This window comes from Bacillus sp. ok061 (assembly GCF_900108285.1).
Taxonomy (GTDB): Bacteria; Bacillota; Bacilli; order Bacillales; family Bacillaceae_G; genus Bacillus_A; species Bacillus_A thuringiensis_S.
Genome location: NZ_FNUW01000009.1, coordinates 138,858 through 155,924, shown reverse-complemented (window position 1 = coordinate 155,924; position 17,067 = coordinate 138,858). Strand labels below are relative to the sequence as shown.

Below are 17,067 nucleotides of genomic sequence, written 5' to 3'. Positions count from 1 at the left end.
TTTTAGTTTTATTAAGGGGTCAGATATTATGTTAGAATTAACGCCTAATTTAAATATGAATAGTAAAAAGGCAATATATGTGCAATTGTATGAGTATATAAAAAAAGAGATTAAAGATGGATCGATTCCGGCTTTTACAAAATTACCTGCTAAAAGAAAGCTGGCGAGCTATTTACAAGTGAGTAAAAATACAGTAGAAGCAGCTTACGAGCAATTACTTGCAGAAGGTTATATTGAATCGGCATCGAGAAAAGGTTATTTTGTATGTAAAATTGAACAAATGATTTATGTAGAAGGAAGAGAAGTGAAAGTAGAAGAAGTATCGTTTCGGGAGGAGAACTATAAATTTGATTTCACCCAAACAGGGGTTGATACGGATACTTTTCCGTTCACTACGTACCGCAAGCTTATAAATGATGTATGGCAGCCACATAATAATGAGTTGCTTTTTCTTGGACACCCTCAAGGAGAATTGAGCTTAAGGGAGGAAATAGCGAGCTATTTGTATGAATCTAGAGGAGTGCGTTGCTCAGCTAGTCAAATTGTATTAGGAGCGGGGACACAAATATTAGTGAAACTACTTTTTCAATTGTTAAAGGAAAGCAATTATGCAGTTGAAAATCCAGGGTATCATAGGAAAATGGTCGTTTTTGAACAGGGAGAAACAAGGGTCCAAATGTTACCTTTAGATAGAGATGGAATTTGTATTGCAGATTTAGAAAATAGCAATGCGAATGTTGTATTTGTTACACCTTCCCATCAGTTTCCATATGGAATGATTATGCCTATTACGAGAAGGATGCAGCTTTTACAATGGGCAAAGAAAGAAGAGAGCAGGTATATTATTGAAGATGATTATGATAGTGAATTTCGCTATTCTGGAAAGCCTATACCGGCGCTGCAAGGGTTAGATACAGAGGGGAAAGTTATTTATATGGGGACGCTATCTAAAGCATTATTGCCATCGCTACGGATGAGTTATATGGTGTTGCCGAAGAAATTAATTAAAAAGTATCAACAGCAATATTTATTTTACACACAAAGTGTTTCAAGAATGGACCAAGAAGTGATTAGAAGATTTTTAAATGAAGGCTATTGGGAAAAACATATTCATAAAATGCGTGTCGTCTACCGAAAGAAGAGAGATCGACTTGTTTTTGAAATAGAGAAGTATTTCTCTAATCGTGTTGAAGTGATAGGAGAAGATTCGGGATTACACATTTTATTAAAAGTGCATAATGGAATGCGGGAAGAAGAATTAATTCAAGAAGCTGCGAAATATAGTATCAAAATATATCCTGTGTCTACGTACTATAAAGACGGTACGGCGCCTGAGAGTGTAGTTTTACTTGGGTTTGCGATATTATCAGAGGAAGAGATTGCGAAAGCGATTCAATTATTACACACGGCATGGTTTACAAGAAAGTAAAAAAACATCCTCCAAACATGAGGATGTTTTTTATTATTTATTTTCATCTAAGAATAAGACCATATGCTCTTCGTCCCAATATTGTCCGTTATATTTTAATGAACGTTCTTGTACACCGAATGTTTTAAAACCTAATGATTCATAAAGTTTTTTCGCTCCATCGTTGCCGACGACAACATCAAGCATAACTTGTTCTACTTCTAAAGATTTAGCAAGTTCAAGACATTCTTTAATAAGTGCTTTTCCTGCTCCAAGTCCGCGTGCTTTTGGAGATACATATACAGAACCGATTTTAGCTTTATGTTCTTGTTTTACATATGGTTTCGTTTCCAGTGTTGCAACCCCGATTAATTTTCCATCTTTAAATGCACCTAGCGTATAGTTTTCATCTTGTGCTAATTTTTGTGCTTTATATTCAATCGCACACTCTTTATTAATAATATCTTCATAAGAAGAGCTGAATGCTTCAGGGTTTTGCTTTAATCCTTCTACGCGAAGTTCTAAGTAAATTTCTGCTTCGTCTTTTGTTAATACATGGATATCCAATTATATCACCCTCCAAATCTTTGCAAATGTACCTTTACCCCGCATTAACGGGCAGTAAGACTCCAACTTTAAAATTCGGCGAATGCGCGGAATTTAGGCGGGAGATAACTGCCCGTAAATGCCCGATTGGTTCAACTAATAATCCATGGAGTGAACCTTTCCATGGATTAAAGTTTCACTTTATTTTATATTGAAATAAGAATAATTTCAAAAGCTTAGCTTATATGAGCAGTTTTTATGAACAAAATAACACCAGTAGTGTTTACTACTACTGGTGTTTTCACACGCATATTATTCAAAAGGTAGCTCGATTATAAAGTTTGTTCCCGCTCCTAATTGGCTTGTTACTAGAATAGAACCGTTATGCAATTCTACAATTTCCTTTGCAACAGCTAGCCCGATGCCTTTTCCGCCTGTAGCTCGTGTTCTGGATTTATCAACACGATAAAAACGGTCAAAAATATGCGGGATATCTTCTTCAGGAATACCTTCACCTTCATCTTGTACACTTATTGTAAAAGAATATGTTTCCATGAGTACACGTATCGTAATGGATGTGTTTTCTGGCGAATGTTGATAAGCGTTGTGTAATAAATTTAACATAACTTGTTCCATACGTCTTTCGTCTATACAAACTTCTAAATCATCTTTGCAATATACATGAAGTTGCATTTGCTTATTCGTTAATGTTGTTTTTGTTTTTTCAACCATTCGTTCTAAAAATGGCTGAAGAAGCACTTTTTGTTTTTTTATAACAAATTGGTGTTGTTCTAATTGTACAAGCATAAATAAATCTTGGACGAGATCGGTTACACTATCCGTTTCATCCTCAATGATTTGTAAGTATTCTTCTCGCTCCTCTTTTGTTAAAGAGTCTCTCTTTGCTACCTTTGCATAACCTTTCATATAGGTCAATGGAGTTAATAGTTCATGAGCGACACTAGCGAGAAATTCATTGCGCTCTTTTTTCATATACGTAAGCTCACTCGATAAATCTTCAATTGTTTTTGCTAAACTTCCGAGTTCATCATTTCGTTTAATACCTAATTGAATTGGCTTGTTTAATTTTGACATTTTTTCTGTCGCTCTCTTCATTTTTATAAGAGGATCTGTAATAAATTTAGAAAAAACAAAGACAGAAATAGTTGTTAAAATAATCGTCAAAATACTAATGATAAGAAATTGATGCAGGAGTTTAAGTAACATCTTTTCTAAGAAAGATGTTTTTAATAACATATGTAAATTACCTTGAAATCCTTGAATTTCAAGTGGACTTACTGTTGAGATGAATTTTGATTTTTTCCAGTTTCTTTCTACAATTAACCCGCTTTTTGGAATAGATTTTGTTTTACAAATAAGTTGTTTTTGCATTTCTTTCGTTATGGGTTCTGAGTTAGAAATAATTTTGCCGTTATTGTCAGTTATAATGATTGTGATATCAGTATTAGCAATTAATTCGGAACCGATTAAATCTTCAGCCGCATGCTCGATAGTGAAATCCTGATACCGAGGGTGTTTAGGACGTTCTGTGTATTGCTGTTGTTTAGAATGATCATTCCATCTTGCACGGTTTACAATCTTATCACGATACCGATTACCTTTCTCTAATAGAGCATCGGTTTCTTCTTTCACACGCATTGTTGAAAGGCTTTTATAAAAAGATACGAAAGCAATTGTTTCAATACATAAAGCTAATATTAAAAAGTATGTCCCAATTTTAAGGGAAAGTTTACTCATTTTCTCACCATACCTTATTCATAATAAAGAGTCAGTGGTATACGATTTCCCACTGACCGAAGTAATTATTCACTTTTCCATTTATATCCGACTTTATAGACCGTTTCTAGGTAATCTTCAATCGGAAATCCTTTTTTGCGTAGTTTATCACGGATATTACGAATGTGTGAATCAATTGTTCTATATTCGATATCTGTTTCATAGCCCCAAATTTTTTCGATTAAATCATCTCGGCTATAAGCACGGTTTGTATTTTGCAAAAATAGTCCGAGTAACGAAAATTCGATAGGAGTTAGCGAGATTTTTTCATCGTACACTGTGACGGTATGTTTCGTTTTATCCCACTCAATACCATTGAAACTAACAAAGCCATCTTTTTTTGTACGGCGTAATATAGCCTCGATTCGTGCGACTAATACATGCTCATCAAATGGTTTTGTAATATAATCATCTGCGCCCATCGTGAGGCCTTTCACCATATCGTAGTTTTGGTTGCGAGCTGTTAACATAATGATAGGAACGTTAGAAATTTGACGAATTTGATAGCAAGTATCCCATCCATCCATATTCGGCATCATAACATCTAATAAAATAATATCGAATTCTTTTTGTTCGATTAATTTTAGTGCTTCAAGGCCAGAGGTAGCTTTCATACAAAAATAGCCGCGAGGGCTTAAGAATAGATCTAATAATCGTAACATACGTTCTTCATCGTCTACTAATAAAATTTTTACCATAATCTTGTGCACCCCAAACTGTTCATTCTACTTGTATAGTTTACATGAAAATAATAAAAAACTCTTTTTATGTGATTGAATGGAGGGATGATTTTTTCGCTCGGAGTAATTGACATAAAAAATGCACTAGTTTTGCACAACTATTTTTTATAATAAAAAACGTAGCGACACAAAATACCCTATGTTGCGACATAACGTCATGTCATTTTATTTATAAAATGACAATTCCATTCTATTGTGTATGTGAGATAGAGAGGGTTTTCGTATTCACCTCGCATCGGATAAGAAAAATTTCCTATCTCACACTTTTTTTAAAGGAGATCATACACATGAATCCAAAAGAAGAAATTTCAAAAAAAGAAAAGCAAGATCGTAATACGGTTGTCATGTGTGTTGCCGTATCTATGGTTATTATTATAAGTTGTGTAAATAAAATTTTAGGGATTTTATAAAATAAAAAAGCTGATTGCTTCTTAAGAAGCAATCAGCTTTTTTCATTGTTAGGGGAGTATTCCTATATGATAAACCAAGGTAAAATTGCTAATCCAGAAGTTATAATCGCTGTAGTAAATATTAAAAGCATAGCTCGTTTGTTTTGTTTCATGTCACATTCTCCTTTACATATCAAGTACATTGGATCAGTGTGAGATGTGGTTCCCCACTGAGTAAAGTTTCACTTTATATTTTTAGTATAATGAATGGTAAGGATTGGTACGATCGATAAAGGTGACATGAAGATTACATTGTTGTAATGCAAAAAAACATCTTTCTTATTAAGAAAGATGCTTTTGGAAAACTACCCCGTAATAGCCCGATTGGTTCAGCTAATACTCAGTGGGGGATGGAAAAATCCCCCACTGAGTAAAGTTTCACTTTATATTGAAGTATTAATCATTTAAGAACAGAACCATATGTTCCTCGTCCCAATATTGACCGTTATGTTTTAATGAACGTTCTTGTACGCCGTAAGTTTGGAAACCTAATGACTCATATAGTTTTTTGGCACCAACGTTACCAACTACAACATCGAGCATAAGTTGTTCTACATGTAATTTATCGGCATTTTCAATAATTGCTTTAATGAGAGCTCGTCCTGCTCCGAGACCACGTGCTTTTGGGGAAACAAAAACGGAGCCAATTTTTGCTTTATGTTCTTGTTTAATAAATGGTTTTGTTTCTAGAGTAGCGATACCAATTAAATCATTATCTTTGAAGACACCTAGAGTATACTTATCCGGATTGCTTAATCGTTTAGCCATAGCAGCCACAGGATCTTCATGTTTAAGAACATCTTCATAAGAAGAGCTAAAAGCTTCCGGATTCTTCGTTAAACCTTCCATACAAACTTTTAAATATATTTCTGCATCCTCTGTTGTTAATAAGCGAATTTCCATAGTTGTAACCTCCCTGGTGGATTTCAAATAAATCCATTACTTTTATAAGATTGAGTATATGTTTTGTTAGTATTCTCTTTTAATTTGTAAAAGAATGAAAAGATATATGCTACAATGTTTTGTTTTAATTATGTAATGAAATTATATATTAACTTTATTAACTATTCAAGTGTTTAATATGTTACATTTTTATAACTAAAATAACTCCTCATTGAGGAGTTATTTTTTAAACATTGGATTGATAGCCGTCAATTCGTTTTGGATGTGTGTAAATATTACAAGATTCATTTCTAATAAACCCTACGACTGTAATGCCTAAATCATGGGCAAGTTGCAATGCCAGTTTTGTTGGAGCGGATTTAGATAGAACAATTTCACATCCGATTTTTGAAACTTTGAGTAAAATTTCGGATGAAATACGTCCGCTAAATGCGATGATTTTTCCTTTAATGGATATATCGTTACGCAAACAATGACCATATATTTTATCTAATGCATTATGTCTTCCAATATCCATTCTTGATAGGAGGATATTGTTGCGATCACATAGCGCGGTATTGTGAACACCGCCAGTTTGGCGAAATGTAGTAGAAGATTGTTGCAAGGTATTCATTAAGTGAAAGCATTCTTCAGGAGTAATTTTTACATGTATATCATGTAAGTCTTTTGCTTTTGCTGCGTCGTTTACGAAAATAAACCCTTGTCTACCTTTTCCGCAGCAAGAAGTGATGTATCGTTTATTATATAGAGTTTGATAGAGCGGATTCACTTTTGATGATTTTACATGGACAATTCCGTTATCTTTTTGAACCCATATTTCTTCAACATCTTTATAGGAAGAAATAATCCCCTCAGAAATTAAAAAACCAATTACCATATCTTCAATATAATTTGGTGTGCATACGACTGTTACATATTCTTCACCATTCAATTTAATAGTAATAGGAGATTCTGTAACAATCTCATCAAGTTGTTTTGAAAATGTACCAGATTGATAGCGTACAATTGTATAAGTCTCTTGTGTAGGCCCCATATTTAATTCCCCTTTTATATGTATTTCTCTCCCACATTTATCATAAAACAATGGAAAAATAAAAACACCTATTAGCAAGAAGATCACAGATTATTTTGGTTATTATTGTATATGTACGATATAATAGAACTGTAGAATAGTGATATTTTCAAGCTTTCGTAGTTATACCTTATAACATCTAGAATCGACTTCATAAGAAAGTATTTGGGTAGAGCGTTTCAAAAATATGTACAGTAATGCGATTTTGAAAACGGATTCATAATTGTGTTGTACAGTTGGTTGTAAGGAGAGGGGAAACTATGGCAGAACAGACAGTCCGTGTAACCGTCGATGGTAAAGAATTTTCTGCATCAGGTGAAAAGACGATACTACAATTATTTAACGAGAGTAATTTGGAACATCCTCAAATTTGTCATGTACCAGAAGTAGATCCAATTCAAACTTGTGATACGTGTATTGTAGAAGTAAATGGAAAGTTATTGCGTGCTTGTTCAACGAAATTAGAGAACGGTATGCATATCGAAAGACAGTCCCAGCGTGCAAAAGAGGCACAGACTGAGGCAATGGATCGAATATTAGAGAATCATCTATTGTATTGTACCGTTTGTGATAACAATAATGGTAACTGTAAAGTCCACAATACAGTACATATGATGGGAATTGAGGAACAGAAATATCCGTATGAGCCGAAAGTAAGTGCGTGTGAAGTGGATATGTCACATCCATTTTATCGATATGATCCAAATCAATGTATTGCTTGTGGGCAGTGTGTAGAAGTATGTCAAAACTTACAAGTGAATGAAACTATATCGATTGATTGGAGCTTAGACCGTCCACGTGTTATATGGGACAATGGTGTAAGTATAAATGACTCATCTTGTGTAAGTTGTGGGCAGTGTGTAACAGTATGTCCATGTAATGCGTTAATGGAAAAAACAATGCTGGGTGAAGCTGGATTCATGACTGGATTGAAAACGGATGTGTTAGATCCGATGATTGATTTTGTGAAGGATGTAGAGCCTGGATATAGTAGTATTTTAGCTGTTTCAGAAGTAGAGGCTGCGATGCGTAAGACGAAAGTGAATAAAACAAAAACAGTTTGTACATTTTGTGGTGTAGGTTGTTCATTTGAAGTATGGACGAAAGACCGCCACATTTTGAAAGTACAGCCTGTTTCAGATGCGCCGGTTAACGGTATTTCCACATGTGTAAAAGGCAAGTTTGGATGGGATTTTGTAAACAGTGAAGATCGTATTACAAAGCCATTAATTCGCCAAGGAGATATGTTTGTTGAAGCTTCATGGGAAGAGGCTCTTGAAGTTGTTGCATCCAATATGCAGCATATTAAATCAGAATATGGCAGTGATGCATTTGGATTTATTTCTTCTTCAAAAGTAACGAATGAAGAAAATTATCTTATGCAAAAACTAGCCCGTCAAATATATGGAACGAATAATGTAGACAACTGTTCCCGTTATTGTCAATCTCCAGCAACAGACGGTTTATTTAAAACTGTCGGTATGGGCGGGGACGCTGGAACAGTGAAAGATATTGCGGAAGCGGGTCTTGTCATTATCGTTGGAGCAAATCCAACAGAAGGACATCCTGTACTTGCGACGCGTGTAAAACGTGCTCATAAATTACATGACCAAAAATTAATTGTGGCGGACCTTCGTAAACATGAAATGGCAGAGCGTGCAGATTTATTCATTCATCCGCGCCAAGGAACTGATTACGTATGGCTCGCTGGTATTACGAAATATATTATTGATCAAGATTGGCACGATAAAAAGTTCATAGCTGAAAATGTGAAGAATTTTGATGAATATAGCAAAATGGTAGAAAAGTATACGCTGGATTATACAGAAGAAATTACGGGTATTTCGAAAGAAAACCTGAAAGAAATGGCTCGTATGGTATATGAAGCAGATGGTACTTGTGTACTTTGGGGAATGGGTGTAACTCAAAATACTGGAGGAAGTACAACTTCAGCAGCAATTTCAAATCTATTGCTTGTTACGGGTAACTATCGTCGTCCTGGTGCAGGAGCATATCCATTACGCGGACATAATAACGTACAAGGCGCTTGTGATATGGCAACATTACCAAACTGGCTTCCAGGTTACCAAGCAGTTTCAGATGATGCGCTCCGTGCGAAATTTGAAAAAGCATACGGTACTACAATTCCGAAAGCACCAGGCTTAAATAATATTGCAATGTTACTTGCGGCAGATGAAGGAAAACTGCGTGGTATGTATGTTATGGGTGAAGAAATGGCTTTAGTAGATTCGAATGCCAACCATGTACAACATATTTTAGCGAATTTAGATTTCCTTGTTGTTCAAGATATGTTCTTATCGAAAACAGCTCGTTTTGCTGATGTTATTTTACCGGCAGCACCAAGCTTAGAAAAAGAGGGAACATTTACGAATACAGAGCGCCGTATTCAAAGATTATATGAAGTATTGAAGCCGCTTGGTGATTCAAAGCCAGACTGGTGGATTTTACAAAAAGTAGCTCGTGCACTTGGCGGGGACTGGAATTATGAAAATCCAAGTGAAATCATGGATGAAATTGCATCGCTTGCACCTTTATATTCTCAGGCAACATACGATCGTTTAGAAGGATGGAATAGTTTATGTTGGGGTAGCCATGATGGTAGCGATACACCACTATTATATGTGGACGGATTTAACTTCCCGGATAAACTAGCTCGTCTATCATTAGATGAATGGGTACCACCAGTTGTAGCACCAGATGAGTATGATTTACTTTTAAATAATGGTCGTATGTTAGAACATTTCCATGAAGGGAATATGACGAATAAATCGGCTGGTATTTTATCTAAAGTATCTGAAGTTTTCGTTGAAATCTCGCCGGAACTTGCCCTAGAGCGTAATGTGAAAGATGGTGGTCTTGTAGAATTAGCATCACCATTTGGGAAAATTAAAGTACAGGCACTTGTTACAGATCGTGTAACGGGGAAAGAGCTATATTTACCGATGCATGCAACGGTAAATGAAGAGGCAATCAATATTTTAACTGGAACGGCGACAGATCTTTATACGTGTACACCAGCGTACAAACAAACGATGGTAAAGATGCGTGTACTACGTGAAAAAGGGAATCGTCCGTTACCATCTTCAAACCCGAGAGATAAAAAGGGTAATCCGCAAAACGGTGTTGAAATCGAGCAAAAATGGCAAAGAAAACAATACGTATCACTTGTGGACTAGGGGGCGGAGATAGTGGCGAAAGAAATTACTATAATTAAAAAGAAAGTTGTAACAGAGGAAGAACAGAAACAGCAAGTAGCAGATGAACTTCTAAATGAGCTATCTAATAATCGTGAAGCAGTAGAAGAAACGATGCAGCTTTTAGCACAGTTGCAGAAGGCTGGTATATTAGATGCGGCAATTAGTTTACTTGTTGCGAAGGAAGATGTTTCAAAAATCGCTGTGGAGCAATTAAATCGTGAACCCGTTAAAAATGCGTTAAATAATATGATGGGGGCAGGAGAAGCGTTATCTTCAGTTGACCCAGAAATAACGAAGCAAATTACGTCAAGTTTAGTTACAGGATTGCAATTTGCAACAGACGAATTAAATAGTGGTAAAAAAACAAAAGTGATGGATTTCTTTAAAGTATTAAAAGATCCAGATATCAATAGAGCTATTACATTCGGTTTTAGCTTCTTGAAAGCATTTGGACAAGGGTTAGAGAAAAAATAGAATAAATGAAAAAGTGATGGGAAGTAGCCATCACTTTTTTCATTATATGTATAAGAGTGTTCATGTTAAGTGGAATATATTATTATTAAAAAGATGGATTAGAACTGGAAATGTGGAATCCATCTCAAATACCGTTTTAGAATTTGGAGGAATATATGCAACACCGTAAAAAACTATCTATACCAGGAGTAATGAGACATTCCTTTCAAACAGTTAAATTTGCTTTTTGGAATGTATTAACTTTTCAACTTGCTTATAAATTATTAGCAGCGATTGTGTTTGTTCCACTATTTGGAATCATTTTTAATAAGTTATTGTATTTTGGTGGTTATGCAAATGCGACAAATGATGAATTATTAGCGTTTTTAAAGACGCCTTATGGCATCTTAGCAATCGTGATTTTGTCATTGCTAGCACTGTTTCTTATCTTTACGGAATTTGCGGTGCTTATTATTATTTCGTATTTCGCTCATAAAAGACAGAAGGTGAAATTACGTCCGATTTTATATAAAACGGTAACGTATTTACCTACTCTTTTCACATATTGCTTACCAGGATTTATTTTATATGCTGTCGTATTGTTGCCTCTTTTAAATATGGGATATGAAACGGCATTAATCCCGCAAATTCAAATTCCTAACTTTATTACAGGAGAACTGTTTAAGACAACGATTGGGCAAGTTGGTTATTACACGTTCTTTGCTGTAGTCGCGTATTTGAATCTTCGATGGATTTTCGTTCTACCTATTGTTGTTTTAGAGCAAAAACCATTTCGCGTGGCAGCACGTAAAAGTGCAACTTTAGTAAAGGAAAGCTTTTTTAAAGTACTATTTTTTTTAGTAGGATTTTTTATTTCAATTGGAATTGTATATGTCGTATTTTTGGGAATGTATTTATTGTGCCTATGGGGTGTTTATGAATTTACAAACCCGAAAGGAACATTTGCATTATTAGCTGAATCAACGATTTCTGTATTTTTAACGAGTACATTGTATTTATTTAGTTTTATCGTGACGCCATTTTATATTATGGCGATTACGCGATTATACTTACAAAAGGTACCGGTTGAAGATGTTTTATTAGAAGAAGGGTTAGATTATTCGAAAACGAAAGCAGATAAATGTTTCTTCCAAAAACATCGTTGGAAATTTCTTGGCGTATATATTGTGGGGATTATTACTGCTGGAATGGTTGTTGCCTTCATTGTAACGTTTATTTCAAATTCGTATAAAGAACCAATTATTATGGCGCACCGCGGGTATATATCAAAAGGCGTAGAAAATACGAAAGAAGCTGTGCAAGGTGCTATTGATGCAAAAGCAGACTATGCTGAAATAGATGTATTACAAACGAAAGACGGTGAACTAGCGGTTATACATGATTTGAAGCTGAAACGTCTCGCAAATGCCAATGTGCATGTGTCAGATTTAACGATGGCTGAGTTAAGCCAGCTTACCCTTAGTCAAGATGGACTTTCAGGACAAATAAGTACACTTGATGAAATCATTAAACTAGCAAATGGCAAAATCAAACTTAATATAGAAGTGAAGCTTCATGGGGGCGAAAAAGATTTTGTAAACAAAGTCTTAAAAACAATTAAAGATAATGAATTCGAGAAGCAATGTGTAATTCAAACGTTACACTATCCGCTTATTAAAGAGTTTAAGCGTGCAAATCCAGATATAAAAGTAGGGTATATATTGTATGCAAGTAGAGCTAACTTAAAGAATGTGAAGGCTGACTTTTACGTAGCAGAAGAATATATGTTAAATAAGAAATTAGTAAAAGAAGCAAGGAAGTTAAACAAACCAATTTACGTATGGACAGTAAATGATATGGAAAATTTAAAGGCATATTATAAGTTAAACGTAGATGGTATCATAACCGATTACCCTGAAGATGCACGTGAAACAATTAAGATGTTAAAAGAGCAAGAAGCGGAAGAAAGTGGTCTGTTTGATAAAATTACTGAAACGACAGATGACTTGTTTTCAAAATTATTTATAAGTTATCCAGCTGCTAGCTAAATGCTAGCAGCTGTTTTTTTGTGAAAAGAATATATCTCTAAAGTATTAAGTAAAGTAATAACTGTATATGTATACATTATCGCTTAGTTTTTTACATTGTTACATTATTGTCAAATAATAAATGATTACTGTTTATTTTGAAGAAGTATAATAAAAATTGAGTGAAAGATAATGGGATGTCACGAAACCCCTAATAGAATCAATGTTTTATATATTTACACTATTCTAAATATATAAACTTTATAAAAATGGTATGTTAGCGTTTTCATAACTTTTAAGTTATGCTAGAATAAGGACATAAGTTATTAATTATTACAAAAAGAAAAAAGAATCTCTTTTTTCTGTTAATTATAAGGGGGCATTTCATTATGCGTATTGGGGTACCAGCAGAAATTAAAAACAACGAAAACCGTGTGGCAATGACACCAGCAGGTGTTGTACATTTAATTCGTAACAATCACGAAGTATTCATTCAAAAGGGTGCAGGTTTAGGATCTGGTTTCACAGACGCTCAGTATGTTGAAGCGGGAGCAAAAATTGTTGATACAGCTGAAGAAGCTTGGAACATGGAAATGGTTATGAAAGTTAAGGAACCAATTGAAAGCGAATACAAACACTTCAGTGAAGGCTTAATCTTATTCACATACTTACACTTAGCTCCAGAGCCAGAATTAACAAAAGCTTTAATCGAGAAAAAAGTTGTTTCTATCGCATATGAAACAGTACAATTAGAAAACCGTTCATTACCATTACTTGCGCCTATGAGTGAAGTAGCTGGTCGTATGGCTGCACAAATTGGTGCGCAATTCCTTGAGAAAAACAAAGGCGGTAAAGGTATCTTACTTGCAGGTGTTCCAGGAGTTAAACGTGGTAAAGTAACAATCATCGGTGGTGGACAAGCTGGTACAAATGCTGCTAAAATTGCAGTTGGACTAGGTGCGGATGTAACAATCATCGACTTAAGCGCAGAACGTCTTCGTCAATTAGATGACATTTTCGGAAACCAAGTAAAAACTTTAATGTCTAATCCTTACAATATTGCAGAAGCTGTTAAAGAGTCTGATCTTGTAATTGGTGCAGTATTAATCCCAGGTGCAAAAGCGCCAAAACTTGTAACAGAAGAAATGATTAAATCAATGGAACCAGGTTCTGTTGTTGTAGATATCGCGATTGACCAAGGTGGTATTTTCGAAACAACTGACCGTATTACAACTCATGATAACCCAACTTACGAAAAACACGGCGTTGTTCATTATGCAGTTGCAAACATGCCAGGTGCGGTTCCACGTACATCAACTCTTGCATTAACAAACGTAACAGTACCATATGCAGTACAAATTGCTAACAAAGGCTACAAAGAAGCTTGCCTAGGCAACTCTGCATTATTAAAAGGTATTAACACATTAGATGGCTATGTAACATTTGAAGCAGTTGCAGAAGCTCACGGTGTAGAGTACAAAGGTGCTAAAGAATTATTAGAAGCAGAAACAGTATCTTGCTAATAGAAGCATTATACAAAACAAAATCGAACAATATATAATACAACATGATAAGAGCTAAGAGATAATACCTCTTAGCTCTTCTTAGTAAAAGGGGGCATACATCGTGGCCAACCTATTTAAAAAGAAATCCGTTACGCAATTGTTAGGGGAAAGTAAAAGTAAAACTTTGACGAAAACGCTAGGGGCATTTGACCTAACAATGCTAGGGATTGGTGCGATAATTGGTACAGGAGTTCTAGTATTAACTGGATTAGTAGCAGCAAGAGATGCTGGTCCAGCAGTTATTTTTTCATTTATGATTGCAGCAATTGTTTGTGGATTTGCAGCATTATGTTATGCAGAAGTTGCATCTACACTTCCTGTTTCAGGTAGTGTGTACACATATTCATATGCAACAATTGGTGAGTTTGTTGCTCATTTAATGGGATGGACATTGTTATCCGTATATGTCGTAACGACTGCCGCAGTAGCTGGCGGATGGACAGGTTATTTCAATAATTTAGTGAGTGGACTGGGACTTGAAATTCCAAAAGCGTTGCTAACGATTCCAGCGCAAGGTGGTATGGTAAACTTACCAGCAGTTATCGTTACGTTAGTGATAACTTGGTTATTATCACGAGGTACGAAAGAAAGTAAGCGTGTGAATAACATAATGGTATTAATTAAAATTGGTATTGTTGTTTTATTCATTGCAGTTGGTGTATTCTACGTGAAACCAGAAAACTGGATACCATTTGCACCTTACGGTTTAAGTGGAGTGTTCGCAGGGGGAGCAGCAGTATTCTTTGCTTTCTTAGGATTTGATGCATTAGCAACTTCTGCTGAAGAAGTAAAAAATCCGCAACGTGATCTACCAATTGGTATTATTGCTTCGTTAGTTATTTGTACAATCATTTATGTTGTAGTTTGTCTCGTTATGACAGGTATGGTTTCTTATAAGGAATTAGATGTACCTGAAGCTATGGCATATGTGTTAGAAGTTGTAGGACAAGATAAAGTGGCTGGTGTAATTGCAATTGGAGCTGTAATTGGTATTATGGCTGTAATTTTCGCTTACATTTATGCGACAACACGTGTATTCTTCGCAATGAGCCGTGACGGTTTATTACCAAAATCTTTTGCGAAAATTAACAAGAAGACTGAAGCGCCAACATTTTCAGTTTGGTTAACAGGAATTGGTAGTGCTTTAATTGCTGGATTTATCGATTTAAAAGAATTGTCGAATTTAGCGAATATTGGAGCGTTATTAACATTCGCCATGGTTGGTGTAACTGTTATCATTCTTCGTAAAACGCATCCGAAATTACAACGTGGATTTATGGTACCACTTGTACCGATCTTACCGATTATTTCAATTGCATGTTGTCTATTCTTAATGGTAAATTTACCGTTAACAACATGGATATACTTTGGTATTTGGTTAGCAATTGGAGTAGTTGTATACTTTGTTTATTCGAAAAAACATAGTCATTTAAAAGACGATAGAAGTTCGCAGGATAATTTAGATCAAGCTAATTAAAGGGATATAACACAGTAAGCCTTGTGCGTCTAGGGAGCGCGCAAGGCTTTTTCTTTTGTTGAAATGAAGGGAACATATATTACTTTGTTGAATTTTTATGTCGGAATATGAAAAAAGGGGTGGGAGCAAAATGGAAGAAATGAAAATTGTTGTTGGAGCAGAGGGTTATAATAATAACCCTGGTTGGATACATACGAATGAAGAAGAATTAAATTTAGTACGAAGAGAAACTTGGCTTGATAAAGTGAAACTTTAATCAGTGGGGGTTTTCTTCATCCCCCACTGATTATTAGTTGAACCAATCGGGCTTTTACGGGGAGTTGATCCCCCACCTAACTTCTTTGCTCTCTCTGAGTTTTGAGGTGGGGGTCTTACTACCCGTTAATGCGGGATAAATTTCAACCTAATTCTTTATCAATAATTTTGGCAGAACATGTATGGGAGCATTTATCATATGAAGAAGGAATTGAAGCTGCAAAAATTTGTTATGAGTTTTTAATGGAGAATGGATATATTCGTTGTGCAGTACCAGATGCATTTTTTCCAGATGAAGAATATCAGCAAGGGGTACAAATAGGTGGACCTGGTCCATTAGATCATCCTGCAGCAAATCATAAAATTGTTCATAACTATAAAACAATCACGTCCATGTTTAAATCAGCAGGTTTTCAAGTGAGGCTCTTAGAATACTGTGATGAGAAGGGTAAGTTTCACTATAATGATTGGAATGAGAAAGGTGGATTTATTTATAGATCAAAACGTTTTGACCATAGAAATCGGGATAATCAGTTAGGATTTGTTTCTTTAATTGTGGATGCGGTGAAAAATGAAAAGTAAGTAAAAAGGGGTGTGCGACTTGTACATCCTTTTTTGTATGAGAATATAGAGGATGCGGAAAATATGTATATGCCTTATTAAAATGTTCATAAAAAAATTCAGATTTCATTGACACATATGAGCAGGTACTCATATAATAAAAGTATAAGATATATGAATGATTGTTCATATGTTCAATTAAAGAGGTGAGCTATAATGGCTGGAAATAAAGTAGAAACACCACAAGAGACATGTTCTCAAACAATAATTCATGAAGAAGTTGTTGAGCAAGTAAAACAAACAATTCCAACTGATGAAAGTTTAAGTAAAGTAGCAGAACTATTTAAAGTATTAGGTGATCGTACACGTACGAGAATATTACATGCGCTATTTGAAGCTGAAATGTGCGTTTGTGATTTAGCTTATTTATTAGGAATGACACAATCATCTATTTCGCATCAGCTTCGTGTGTTAAAGCAAGCGAAACTTGTAAAGAATCGTAAAGAAGGAAAGGTTGTTTATTATTCGTTAGCTGATCAGCATGTAATTCATATCTTCGAGCAAGCGTTTGAACACGTAAACGAAGAAGAATAAAA

Annotated in this window: 13 protein-coding genes and 2 pseudogenes; 10 read left to right on the top strand and 5 right to left on the bottom strand. The window is 35.1% G+C overall.

Annotated features, from left to right (window positions below; all coding sequences use genetic code 11):
- The first annotated feature begins 28 nt into the window (after positions 1-28).
- Entirely contained in the window at positions 29-1,429 is a 1,401-nt protein-coding gene (locus tag C4S65_RS14600) for a PLP-dependent aminotransferase family protein (protein WP_086407047.1), read from the top strand.
- A gap of 33 nt (positions 1,430-1,462) precedes the next feature.
- Here C4S65_RS14600 and C4S65_RS14595 read toward each other — a convergent pair whose 3' ends face one another.
- From C4S65_RS14595 to C4S65_RS14585, 3 genes are all read right to left on the bottom strand, one after another.
- The gene (locus tag C4S65_RS14595; protein ID WP_000351212.1) at positions 1,463-1,975 is read right to left on the bottom strand and encodes a GNAT family N-acetyltransferase; all 513 of its coding nucleotides are present in this window, start codon (positions 1,973-1,975) and stop codon (positions 1,463-1,465) included.
- A gap of 291 nt (positions 1,976-2,266) precedes the next feature.
- Positions 2,267-3,712: a HAMP domain-containing sensor histidine kinase gene (locus C4S65_RS14590; RefSeq protein WP_086407046.1), complete on the bottom strand. Its 1,446-nt coding sequence runs from the start codon at positions 3,710-3,712 to the stop codon at positions 2,267-2,269.
- 65 nt (positions 3,713-3,777) lie between these two features.
- Positions 3,778-4,449 carry a response regulator transcription factor gene (locus tag C4S65_RS14585; RefSeq protein WP_000238956.1) on the bottom strand — a complete coding sequence of 224 codons (672 nt, stop codon included), beginning with the start codon at positions 4,447-4,449 and terminating at the stop codon, positions 3,778-3,780.
- A gap of 329 nt (positions 4,450-4,778) precedes the next feature.
- Here C4S65_RS14585 and C4S65_RS35180 point away from each other — a divergent pair, with 329 nt between their 5' ends.
- The gene (locus tag C4S65_RS35180) at positions 4,779-4,901 is read left to right on the top strand and encodes a hypothetical protein (RefSeq protein ID WP_001068392.1); all 123 of its coding nucleotides are present in this window, start codon (positions 4,779-4,781) and stop codon (positions 4,899-4,901) included.
- Between the two features lie 435 nt (positions 4,902-5,336).
- Here the strand turns inward: C4S65_RS35180 and C4S65_RS14575 are convergent, their stop codons facing one another.
- Complete coding sequence (locus tag C4S65_RS14575; RefSeq protein WP_000405877.1) at positions 5,337-5,843, bottom strand: GNAT family N-acetyltransferase; 507 nt, start codon at positions 5,841-5,843, stop codon at positions 5,337-5,339.
- A 226-nt stretch (positions 5,844-6,069) separates the two neighbouring features.
- Complete coding sequence (fdhD, locus tag C4S65_RS14570; protein WP_000529229.1) at positions 6,070-6,876, bottom strand: formate dehydrogenase accessory sulfurtransferase FdhD; 807 nt, start codon at positions 6,874-6,876, stop codon at positions 6,070-6,072.
- A 299-nt stretch (positions 6,877-7,175) separates the two neighbouring features.
- On the opposite strand from fdhD, the gene fdhF reads away from it, so the two are divergent.
- The 8 genes and pseudogenes from fdhF (at position 7,176) to C4S65_RS14530 (ending at position 17,065) form a co-directional block, all read left to right on the top strand.
- Positions 7,176-10,112, top strand: a complete 2,937-nt coding sequence (gene fdhF, locus C4S65_RS14565) for a formate dehydrogenase subunit alpha (RefSeq protein ID WP_103945273.1) — start codon at positions 7,176-7,178, stop codon at positions 10,110-10,112.
- A gap of 12 nt (positions 10,113-10,124) precedes the next feature.
- The gene (locus C4S65_RS14560; protein ID WP_001040508.1) at positions 10,125-10,607 is read left to right on the top strand and encodes a DUF1641 domain-containing protein; all 483 of its coding nucleotides are present in this window, start codon (positions 10,125-10,127) and stop codon (positions 10,605-10,607) included.
- Positions 10,608-10,762: 155 nt separating this feature from the next.
- Positions 10,763-12,634 (top strand): glycerophosphodiester phosphodiesterase, encoded by a 1,872-nt coding sequence (locus tag C4S65_RS14555; RefSeq protein WP_086407043.1) that lies wholly within the window; start codon positions 10,763-10,765, stop codon positions 12,632-12,634.
- A 368-nt stretch (positions 12,635-13,002) separates the two neighbouring features.
- Positions 13,003-14,136, top strand: a complete 1,134-nt coding sequence (gene ald / locus C4S65_RS14550) for an alanine dehydrogenase (RefSeq protein WP_001219742.1) — start codon at positions 13,003-13,005, stop codon at positions 14,134-14,136.
- A 103-nt stretch (positions 14,137-14,239) separates the two neighbouring features.
- Complete coding sequence (locus C4S65_RS14545) at positions 14,240-15,655, top strand: amino acid permease (RefSeq protein WP_001284898.1); 1,416 nt, start codon at positions 14,240-14,242, stop codon at positions 15,653-15,655.
- A gap of 130 nt (positions 15,656-15,785) precedes the next feature.
- Positions 15,786-15,908: pseudogene (locus C4S65_RS14540) on the top strand (SAM-dependent methyltransferase); the annotation flags it as partial.
- 137 nt (positions 15,909-16,045) lie between these two features.
- Positions 16,046-16,492: pseudogene (locus tag C4S65_RS14535) on the top strand (SAM-dependent methyltransferase); the annotation flags it as partial.
- A gap of 195 nt (positions 16,493-16,687) precedes the next feature.
- Positions 16,688-17,065 carry a metalloregulator ArsR/SmtB family transcription factor gene (locus tag C4S65_RS14530; protein ID WP_000918378.1) on the top strand — a complete coding sequence of 126 codons (378 nt, stop codon included), beginning with the start codon at positions 16,688-16,690 and terminating at the stop codon, positions 17,063-17,065.
- The last annotated feature ends 2 nt before the right edge of the window (positions 17,066-17,067 follow it).

Excerpts from the sequence above, each read along its gene's own strand:
- C4S65_RS14585 (WP_000238956.1), bottom strand. The coding sequence starts at position 4,449 with ATGGTAAAAATTTTATTAGTAGACGATGAAGAACGTATGTTACGATTA.
- C4S65_RS14590 (WP_086407046.1), bottom strand. The coding sequence starts at position 3,712 with ATGAGTAAACTTTCCCTTAAAATTGGGACATACTTTTTAATATTAGCT.
- ald (WP_001219742.1), top strand. The coding sequence starts at position 13,003 with ATGCGTATTGGGGTACCAGCAGAAATTAAAAACAACGAAAACCGTGTG.
- C4S65_RS14555 (WP_086407043.1), top strand. The coding sequence starts at position 10,763 with ATGCAACACCGTAAAAAACTATCTATACCAGGAGTAATGAGACATTCC.
- C4S65_RS14600 (WP_086407047.1), top strand. The coding sequence starts at position 29 with ATGTTAGAATTAACGCCTAATTTAAATATGAATAGTAAAAAGGCAATA.
- fdhD (WP_000529229.1), bottom strand. The coding sequence starts at position 6,876 with ATGGGGCCTACACAAGAGACTTATACAATTGTACGCTATCAATCTGGT.
- C4S65_RS35180 (WP_001068392.1), top strand. The coding sequence starts at position 4,779 with ATGAATCCAAAAGAAGAAATTTCAAAAAAAGAAAAGCAAGATCGTAAT.
- C4S65_RS14530 (WP_000918378.1), top strand. The coding sequence starts at position 16,688 with ATGGCTGGAAATAAAGTAGAAACACCACAAGAGACATGTTCTCAAACA.
- fdhF (WP_103945273.1), top strand. The coding sequence starts at position 7,176 with ATGGCAGAACAGACAGTCCGTGTAACCGTCGATGGTAAAGAATTTTCT.
- C4S65_RS14575 (WP_000405877.1), bottom strand. The coding sequence starts at position 5,843 with ATGGAAATTCGCTTATTAACAACAGAGGATGCAGAAATATATTTAAAA.